8 protein-coding genes are annotated in these 9,169 nt (G+C 67.0%); 5 read left to right on the top strand and 3 right to left on the bottom strand.

The features are described 5' to 3' along the window. Nucleotides 1–433 precede the first annotated feature (433 nt). A complete protein-coding gene (locus tag ACFWZ4_RS12120; protein WP_439704929.1) occupies nt 434–1,117 on the top strand; it encodes a rhomboid family intramembrane serine protease in 684 nt (227 codons plus the stop codon). Between the two features lie 10 nt (nt 1,118–1,127). Continuing rightward, nucleotides 1,128–1,451: a DUF1820 family protein gene (locus ACFWZ4_RS12115; protein ID WP_439704928.1), complete on the top strand. Its 324-nt coding sequence runs from the start codon at nt 1,128–1,130 to the stop codon at nt 1,449–1,451. 83 nt (nt 1,452–1,534) lie between these two features. Here ACFWZ4_RS12115 and ACFWZ4_RS12110 read toward each other — a convergent pair whose 3' ends face one another. Together ACFWZ4_RS12110 and ACFWZ4_RS12105 are read right to left on the bottom strand one after the other, a co-directional pair. Next, nucleotides 1,535–2,257: a glutamine amidotransferase gene (locus ACFWZ4_RS12110; RefSeq protein ID WP_439704927.1), complete on the bottom strand. Its 723-nt coding sequence runs from the start codon at nt 2,255–2,257 to the stop codon at nt 1,535–1,537. Between the two features lie 23 nt (nt 2,258–2,280). After that, a complete protein-coding gene (locus tag ACFWZ4_RS12105) occupies nt 2,281–4,098 on the bottom strand; it encodes a GspE/PulE family protein (RefSeq protein ID WP_439704926.1) in 1,818 nt (605 codons plus the stop codon). A gap of 97 nt (nt 4,099–4,195) precedes the next feature. Between ACFWZ4_RS12105 and glyQ the strand changes: the two genes are divergently transcribed. Together glyQ and glyS are read left to right on the top strand one after the other, a co-directional pair. Next, nucleotides 4,196–5,107, top strand: coding sequence for a glycine--tRNA ligase subunit alpha (glyQ, locus tag ACFWZ4_RS12100; protein ID WP_439704925.1), 912 nt, complete (start codon nt 4,196–4,198; stop codon nt 5,105–5,107). Further along, nucleotides 5,104–7,248, top strand: coding sequence for a glycine--tRNA ligase subunit beta (gene glyS, locus ACFWZ4_RS12095; protein WP_439704924.1), 2,145 nt, complete (start codon nt 5,104–5,106; stop codon nt 7,246–7,248). The genes glyQ and glyS overlap by 4 nt, the downstream gene beginning before the upstream one ends. Nucleotides 7,249–7,425: 177 nt before the next feature. Here the strand turns inward: glyS and ACFWZ4_RS12090 are convergent, their stop codons facing one another. Beyond that, nucleotides 7,426–7,989, bottom strand: coding sequence for a helix-turn-helix domain-containing protein (locus tag ACFWZ4_RS12090; protein ID WP_439704923.1), 564 nt, complete (start codon nt 7,987–7,989; stop codon nt 7,426–7,428). 295 nt (nt 7,990–8,284) lie between these two features. Between ACFWZ4_RS12090 and ACFWZ4_RS12085 the strand changes: the two genes are divergently transcribed. Then, nucleotides 8,285–9,142, top strand: a complete 858-nt coding sequence (locus ACFWZ4_RS12085) for a DUF1481 domain-containing protein (protein ID WP_439704922.1) — start codon at nt 8,285–8,287, stop codon at nt 9,140–9,142. Nucleotides 9,143–9,169 lie beyond the last annotated feature (27 nt).

The following is a 9,169-nucleotide window of genomic DNA, read 5'->3' as shown; positions in this document are numbered from 1 at the left end:
TCCATGCCCGTAGCGGCGCCCTGCGTACGGCCGGCGATCTGCGGTCGCGGCACGGCGCCCACCCGGGCAACCCGAACACCAAAACCGCAGGGCCGGACCGGGACACCGCTTGGTCGGTGCATCGCGTCCGGTTTTACCGCGTAGACTTTCCACGCCTTCTGACGCGTCGCCGTCCATCGACATGCCGGGCGCGCTCAGGTGCGCTCGTACGGGCCCCCGAGCGACTGCTCCTGCCATGCCTGCTGGCTAGTTGTTGCATCTTTTTCCGTTTTCAACAGGCTCCAGCGGAGTGGAGGCGCAAAGGCGCGCCTCCGAACCCGGCTCTGTACTCTCCGGTTCGAGCAACCGCTGCTTGTGGAGCGCTTTGTCATCCGGCCGGCCCATGCCTCTATGATGCAAAGGACCACGACGCGGCGCCGAGGGAGACGCAGCCTTGTTCGTTCATGTGGAGACACGGCGACGTTCCACGATGCAGTGGGCGACGCTGCTGCTGGTACTCGTGTGCGTAGCCAGCTTCGTGGCGCTGGCATTGATGGCGCCACCGAAGCGGATCTCGTTCCTGCTGGAGTGGGGAACGATCCCGGCCAATATTTTCGACACGCGCGAAGCGCTGTGGCGCCAGATGGGTGACCCGGCCCTACTCCGGTTGTTCACCGCGCTGTTCATCCACGTGGCCTGGATCCACCTGTTGAGCAACCTGCTCTTCCTGGTGATCTTTGGCTTGCCGGCGGAGCGCACGCTGGGCTCGGTCCGGTTTCTTTCGCTGTTCGTTGCGGGCGGGATTGTCGCCAATCTGGTGGGCGCGCTGACACTTGCCGGAGTGCGGTTGCCGATCATCGGCTGCAGCGGTGCGGTATCGGCGGTACTTGGTGCGTATGCAGCGTTGTTCCCGCGGGCGCGGCTGGGACTGGTCTTGCCGCTGGGGCTGTTCCTCGAATTCGTGCGCGTGCCAGCCTACCTTTTGATCGGCATCTGGGTTTTGCTGCAGCTGCTCTTCAGCTACGCCGGGCCGAGCTACGGAGCGGTCGTGTGGTGGACACACATCGCCGGATTCCTGTTCGGCATGTTGTTTGCGCTGTTCTCGCGCGAAGCTATTGCGCGCCGCCTGCGCGGCTAGACTGCGCGCCATGCGTACCAAGAAACTCTACAAGATCACTTTCCTGCACCTGGGCAAGTGCTACGAGCTGTACGCGCGGCACGTGGGCACCAGTGCGCTGTGGGGCTTCACCGAAGTCGGCGAGCTGGTGTTCGAGCCGGTCGGGTCGGGCTTGCTGGTGGACCCCACCGAGGAACGCCTGCGCGATGAATTCGCCGATACGCAGGTACTTCACCTGCCGATGCAGTCGATCGTTCGCATCGAGGAAGTCGAACGAAAGGGCACGCTGGTCATCCGCGATGCCAGCGATGGCCAGAAGGTGACGCCTTTCCCGATGCCGACAAAACCCAGGTGAGCGCCACTGTCAAACCGGATGCGGCGTTTGCAAGCCGGACGCAAGCTCGCTTGCCTGCGCCGCCTTCCGCTTGAGGGGTGCGGCTAGGCCGCGCTGAGCCCATGACGAAGGCCAAAGCCGCGCATGACCCGGCGTGCGATTGGCGTGGCGGCCACTTCCCGCCAGATCCGGTGCGGATCGCTGCCTTCGTTCCGCATCGCTTCGCGCTTGCGATGGATGTAGGCGCGCATCACGTCCGCGTTGAACTCCGGGTGGAACTGCACACTCACCGCATGGGGCGCATAGCGGAGCAGATGATGCGGATCACGCGCCGAGCGCGCCAGCACCGTGGCGCCGGGTGGCGGCTCCAGCACGCTTTGTTCGTGCGTGGTGTGGGCGCGGAAACTGCCGGGGAGCCGGGCGGTAAGCGGGTCCTGGCCGGCAGCCGCGGTGAGCTCAATCGGTAGAGTACCGATTTCCCGCCCGCCGGGGAGATAGTCCACGCGACCGCCCAGCGCATGCGCCATCAGCTGGTGGCCATAGCAGACGCCGAACAGCGGCAGGTGCGCATCCATGGCGTTTCGGATCCAGCCAGCGGTACGTTCACTCCAGGCGGCACGTTCGGTAACCATCGCGGCAGAACCGGTGATCAGCGCGCCAGCGACGTCGCTCGCCGGGGGCAGGCTCTCCCCCGCAGCGACGTCGACCACCTGAAGGCGGACCGGCGATAGTGCCGCGCAGAGGCGGAACCAATGCGGAAAGTCGCCGTGGCGCGCACGGATGGCATCGGGCGCACGGCCGGTACGGATGATCAGGATGGGTTTCATGCGGACGTCTGGATGGCTATAGCCTAGGCCTGGCTTTCGTGTTCGATCGGTGGCAATACGGTGAGCACTTCCTGCACCGTGGTCAAGCCCTTGGCCACCTGCGCCGCGGCCGAAATACGCAGCGGCTGCATGCCTTCGGCGAGCGCCGCCTCGCCGAGCCTGGCCAGGTCGAGCTGGGCCGAAATCAGGCCGCGCATGCGCGAGCTGACGCGCAGCATCTCGTAGACGCCGGTGCGGCCCATGAAGCCGGTGTTGCGACACTCCAGGCAGCCGACCGGTTCGAAAACCCTCTGCGGCGTCGGCAGCGACCAGCCGTGCGTAAGCGCGGTCCAGGTGTGCGGATCCTGTGGTGCCTCGCGCTTGCAGTGGGGGCATAGCGTGCGCACCAGGCGCTGGGCGACCACGCCGGTCAACGTCGACTGGATGAGGTAATGCGGCACGCCCAGGTCGAGTAGGCGGGTCACCGCGCTCGGTGCGTCGTTGGTGTGCAGGGTGGACAGCACCAGGTGGCCGGTCAGGGACGCCTGCACCGCCATCTGCGCGGTCTCCAGGTCACGGATCTCGCCGATCATGATGATGTCCGGGTCCTGGCGCAGCAGCGTGCGCACGCCGGCGGCGAAGTCCAGGTCGATCGAGGCCTGCACCTGCATCTGGTTGAGCTCGGGGCTGACCATTTCGATCGGGTCTTCCACCGTGCAGACGTTGAGCTCCGGTCGCGCCAGGTGCTTGAGCGTCGAATACAGCGTCGTGGTCTTGCCCGAACCGGTCGGGCCGGTCACCAGCACGATGCCATGGGGGCGTTCGACCATCGAGCGCCAGATTTCGCCTTCCTCGGGCGAGAAACCCAGCTGCGAGAAATCCTTGGCCACGATGTCCGGATCGAAGATACGCATCACCACCTTCTCGCCGAAGGCGGTGGGCATGGTCGAGATGCGCAGTTCGACCTCGCGCCCGGCGGACGAGCGCGTCTTGATGCGTCCGTCCTGGGGACGGCGCTTCTCGGCCACGTCCATGCGCGCCAGGATCTTTATGCGCGCGGTCACTGCGGTCATGACCGGTGGCGGCAGCTCGAACACCTTGTGCATCACGCCATCGATGCGGAAGCGCATCTGCCCGGCGTCGCGCCGCGGCTCCAGGTGGATGTCCGAGGCGCGCTGTTCGAAGGCGTACTGCAGCAACCAGTCGACGATGTGCACGACGTGGCGATCGTCCGCGCCGACCTCGCCGGTCTTGCCCAGCTCCACCAACTGCTCGAAATTGAGGATCGCAGCCGAACTGTCGTAGCCGAGGCCCTTGGCGTCCTGCGCCATCTGGATCGAGCGCTGCACCCCGTAGAACTCGGCCAGGTACCGGTTGATGTCGAGCGGGCTGGCCACGACCCGGCGCACGTCCCGGCGCAGCATCTGCGCCAGGTCGCCCGCCCAGGCTGCGTCGAACGGCTCGCAACTGGCGAAGGTCACCTCGGCCGGCGTGGCGGCGACCGGCAGGATGCGATGGCGCGTGGCATAGGCATGGCTGACCACCTGGGTCACCGCCGCCACGTTGATCTTCATCGGGTCGATCTTGAGGTAGGGCAGCGCCGCTTGGCCGGCGAGCCATTCGGTCAACGCCTCCAGGCTCAGCGGACGGCCCGGTTCGCGCAGGTTCGCCAGCTTGGCATTGGCGATCAGCACCAGCGGGTGCAGCTCGACCGTGCTGCGTCCCGCACGCACGCCCATGCGCACGTTCTTGGCGTCATCGGCGGCGACGTAGCCGTCGACCACCAGCGCGGCCAGCACGTCGTCCAGCCCCAGCCGGCCACGACGACCGAGCAGGGATGCGATTTGCGGTGATGCGGCCATCGAAGACGGGCCTCCCCGGGTGCGTTCGAGCGCCGCCGGACCAGTGCCTGCGCGGGCTTTGGCTATACTAACGCGCTTTGTAGTTGGGCCAATCGCCATGCCAGCGCGCACTTTCCAGGACGTGATCCAGACCCTCAACCGCTACTGGGCCGCGCAGGGCTGCGTGCTCCTGCAGCCGCTGGACACCGAGGTCGGCGCAGGTACCTTCCACCCCGCCACTTTCCTGCGCGCGCTTGGGCCCGAGCCCTGGGCCGCCGCCTATGTGCAGCCTTCGCGCCGCCCTACCGATGGCCGCTACGGCGAGAATCCCAACCGCCTGCAGCACTACTACCAGTACCAGGTGGTGATGAAGCCCAACCCGGAGAACATCCTGGAGCTGTACATCGGCTCGCTGAAAGAGCTCGGGCTCGATCCATTGGTGCACGACCTGCGTTTCGTCGAGGACAACTGGGAATCGCCCACGCTCGGCGCCTGGGGCCTGGGCTGGGAGGTCTGGCTCAACGGCATGGAAGTGACCCAGTTCACCTACTTCCAGCAAGCTGGCGGACTGGAATGCCGCCCGGTGACCGGCGAGATCACCTACGGCCTCGAGCGCCTGGCGATGTACCTGCAGAATGTGGACAACGTCTACGACCTGATCTGGACCGACGGTCCGCGTGGCGTCGTCACCTACGGCGATGTGTTCCACCAGAACGAAGTGGAACAGAGCACCTACAACTTCGAGCATGCCAACGTGGCCGAACTCCTGCGCTGGTTCGACGTCTGCGAGGCCACCGCCAACCAGCTGATCGGCGCCGGACTGCCGCTGCCGGCCTACGAGCAGGTGATGAAGGCCAGCCATACCTTCAACCTGCTCGACGCCCGCCGCGCGATCAGCGTGACCGAGCGCCAGCGCTACATCCTGCGCGTGCGCACACTCTCGCGCGCCGTTGCCGAAGCCTATGTGGCGCAGCGCGAGAAGCTCGGTTTTCCCGGCCTGAAGAACGTTTCGAAGGAGCAGGCCGCATGAGCGCCGCCAAATCGCTGCTGGTTGAACTGGGTACCGAGGAGCTGCCGCCCAAGGCGCTCGACGAACTTTCGCAGGCGTTCCTGGACGGGATCGTCCAGGGCCTGGGCAAGCGCGGCATCGAAGGCGCGCTGGACGAGGCGCGGGCCTATTGCACGCCGCGCCGGCTGGCCGTGTACGTGCCGGCGGTGGCGGCCACGCAGCCGGAGCAGCATGTCGAACGCCGCGGTCCGGCGCTCACGGCTGGGCTGGACGCGCAGGGACAGCCCTCCAAGGCCTTGATCGGCTTCGCGCAGTCTTGCGGCGTCGAGGTGGCGCAGCTGGAAAGGCTCGAGACCGACAAGGGCGCGTGGTTCGTGTTCCGCGCGGTCAAGCCCGGCCAGCCGCTGGCCGCGCTGTTGCCGGAGATCGTCGAGGAGGCGCTCAAGGGGTTGCCGGTCCCGCGCCCGATGCGCTGGGCCGACCACGACTACGCCTTCGTGCGCCCGGCGCACTGGCTGGTGATGTTGCATGGCGCTGACATCATCGACGGCGAGGTGCTGGGCCTGAAGAGCGGCCGCAAGTCGCGCGGCCACCGCTTCATGCATCCCAACCCCGTCCACGTGACCGACGCCGACGGCTGGCTCGACGCGCTGCGCGCAGCAAAAGTGCTCGCCGATCCGCTTGAACGCCGCGAACGCATCGAAGCGGAAGTCGCGCGTGCCGCCGGGCAGACCGGCGGCGAACCGCGGCTTGACGATGCGCTGCTGAACGAGATCGCCAACCTTACCGAATGGCCGGCGGCGATCGCCTGCGCCTTCGAGCGCGAGTTTCTCGCCGTGCCACCCGAAGCGCTGGTCACCACCATGGAGACCAACCAGAAGTTCGTGCCGGTGTTCGACGCCACCGGCTCGCTCAGCGAGCACTTCATCGGCGTGGCCAACATCGAGTCGAAGGATCCGGCCGAGATCCGCAAGGGCTACGAGCGCGTGATCCGTCCGCGCTTTGCCGACGCCAAGTTCTTCTGGGACGAGGACCTCAAGACGCCGCTGGCCAGCTATCAGGAGCCGCTGAAGAGCGTCACCTACCAGCAGGCCCTGGGCAGCCTGTGGGACAAGAGCGTGCGCGTGGCCGAACTCGCGCGCGTGATCGCCAGCCGCGTGGGTGTCGACGCCGGCGCCACCACGCGTGCCGCCTCGCTGGCCAAGTGCGACCTGCTGACCCGCATGGTCGGAGAGTTCCCCGAACTGCAGGGCGTGATGGGTCGCTACTACGCGCAGCGCCAGAACGAAGGCGAAGCAGTGGCGCAGGCGCTGGACAGCTGTTACCAGCCGCGTTTCGCCGGCGACGCCATCGCCGCCGATGCCGTCGGCCAGGTACTCGCGGTGGCCGAGCGCCTGGACACGCTGGCCGGCATCTTCGCCGTCGGCATGAAGCCCAGCGGCAACAAGGATCCGTTCGCGCTGCGCCGTGCGGCGCTCGGCCTGGCGCGTACGCTGGTCGAAGCTGGCTTGGAGCTGGATCTGCGCGCCAGCTTCGCCGAGGCGCTGGACCTGCTGTCGGACACGGCGCTGGCCGCCGGTCTGAAGCCAGGCAAGGACGGCAAGCCAGCGGCGTTCGATGCCGGCGCGCGCCGCGCTGCGTTGCTGGGCGAACTCACCGAGTTCGTGTTCGATCGCCTGCGCGGCTACTACGCCGAGCTGGGTTTCACTCCCGAGCAGTTCGAGGCAGTGCTGGCGGTGGGACCGGCCACGCTGCCGGACTTCGACCGCCGCCTGCGTGCGGTGGGGGAATTCGGCCGGCGTTCCGAGGCGGCCAGTCTGGCCGCCGCCAACAAGCGCGTGGCCAACATCCTGCGCAAGGCCGAGGAAGAAACCGGCGTCGCGCCGGGCGGTGTGGTCGATCCGGCCTGTTTCGAATCGCCCGCCGAACACGACCTGGCCAACGCGTTGGACGCCGCCCTGGCCGATACCGCCGCGCCGCGGGCCGCCGGCGACTACACCGCCGTGCTCACGCGCCTGGCGCAGCTGCAGGCGCCGGTGGACGCATTCTTCGACAGCGTGCTGGTCAACGCCGAGGATGTCCGCGTGCGCGCCAATCGCCTGGCCTTGCTGGCCAGCCTGAAAGCGCAGTTCGCGGCGGTCGCCGATATCGCGCGCTTGTAGTGTCGGATCGGGGTGGGCACGCATCTTTCCGCCCGCCCTGGCCATCAAAAAGCCGCGCCTGGACCCGATGGCCGTCGGCTTCGATGCGCAAGTCCCTGTCTGTGGCAGACAGCTACGCGCCCTCCCGGCTTTCGCGCGCGAACTCGAATGCCGTGACGCGACCCATGATCGGCCGGATCAGGCGCCGGCGCGCCCGATCCGCTCGGCCAGCTGTCGGTTGAACGTCAGCATCGCGTCGGTATCCACGCGGATGCCGCCCGGGCCCATGGCTTCGTAAAGCTTGGCCAGAAGATCGGTGTGGTCGGCCAGCGGAAGTCGCTGTCCGGCCAGTTCCAGCTCCGATTGCAGGATGCGCACCGCGGCGTTGAGGCGTTGCGTGTCCACGCTGGTGCTCGAGGTGACCAGGACGTGGCCAGCCGCGCCGTCCAGGCGTGCGCGTGGCCGCTGGGTGGTGTCACTGCTGGTTTGCTCGTCGGTGCCGGATTGATCCACGTCCGTCAGGATCGCGCCCTCGCCGGCGACCAGCCAGATCAGCGAAATCCCGAGGGTACGTGCCAGGGTCACGCAGCGTGCGCGCGAGGGGTCGGTGTTGCCGTCGCGCCAGCTGCGGACCACGCCTTCGGAGAAGCCGCACATGCGGGCGATCTCGGTGGCGCTGCCGACGCGCTGGATCAGCAACTTGATGCGGTCGGCGAACGTGCCGGGGCTTTCGGATTGGGTTGAGGGCGGTGCGAGGTTCATGGGCTTTTCCCGACATCAGGAAGCATCACTGGCAGCCGCCGACCGGAAGCCGCTGAACGCCATCGTAGCGCGCCGTGCTTACCGCGAGCTTTGGCCCTGCCTTGCACGTGTTTATGCCATGTGAATGGGAAAAGGGACGTTGCAGGGGCTGCCATCAGTCTGGCTTGACTTTTGCCCGGGGGCGATTTTTTCCGCTATGCTTGGAACTTCCCCCGCGCAAAACGTACGCGAGACGACGTACGGTTTGCGTGCATTCCCCAAAGCAAATGCTTTTCAATTGAATAGAGGTTTCCCCATGCGCAGGATGGTCTGGTCGCTGATGTCGGTAGCTGCGCTGGCACTGGCGGGCTGCAACGGCTCCAACGCCCCCGAACAGGGCACCGGCGACAACGCCGCCACCACTGCGGCGAAGGCGAACTCCGTCAGCGGCACGATCAACGTGCGCGGCGACACCGCCGTCTCGCCCGACGCCAAGCTGACGGTCAACCTGGTCGACGTGTCCTCGACCGATCAGGCTGGCGCCGCGCCGCTGGCCACCAAGACCATCGCGCCGGTGCAGTTCCCGCAGTCGTTCGAGCTCACCTTCGACCCGGCCGACGTCAACCCGGCCGACCTGTACGTGGTCAAGGCCGACCTGACCGACGGCGAGCGTCACTACAAGATGGCGCTGCAGGCGCCGGTGCTGACCAAGGGTGCACCCAATCAGGTCACGATCGAACTGGTCGCCGAGCAGACCCCGGGCGAAAAGGAGCTGGCCGATTTCCAGTCCGTGCAGAAGCAGATCGGCGGCATGAAGATCAGCAACGGCACCAAGCTGGAGAAGGACGTCTCGCGTGCCTGGCAGGTGTTCCGCCAGAACGGGCAGGTGCAGTTCATCCGCGGCCGCGCCGATTACGGCGACAAAGGCTTCACCAGCACCGACTATGCCTACCGCGACGGCAAGCCGTGGGTAGTGGTGCAGCAGAAGAAGGCCAGCCAGGATGCCAAGCCCAGCTCGACCGAGCGCGCCGGCTGGGACAAGGACGGCAACCTGGTGCTCAAGCAGGTCGTCTCCGGCAGCAAGACCGACACGCTCGGCGATGACGAGGCCGCCAGCCTGAAGAGCCAGGCCGAAAACATTCTCAAGCTGGCCACGGGCGGCAAGGGCAAGTAAGCTCCCCGCACGCTACCAACGGACGTC

Origin of the sequence: Frateuria sp. GZRe12 (assembly GCF_051900535.1) — a bacterium.
Lineage (GTDB): Bacteria > Pseudomonadota > Gammaproteobacteria > Xanthomonadales > Rhodanobacteraceae > Frateuria_A.
Note: the sequence above shows the minus strand (reverse complement) of the source record. Positions and strands in the feature narration are given on the sequence as shown.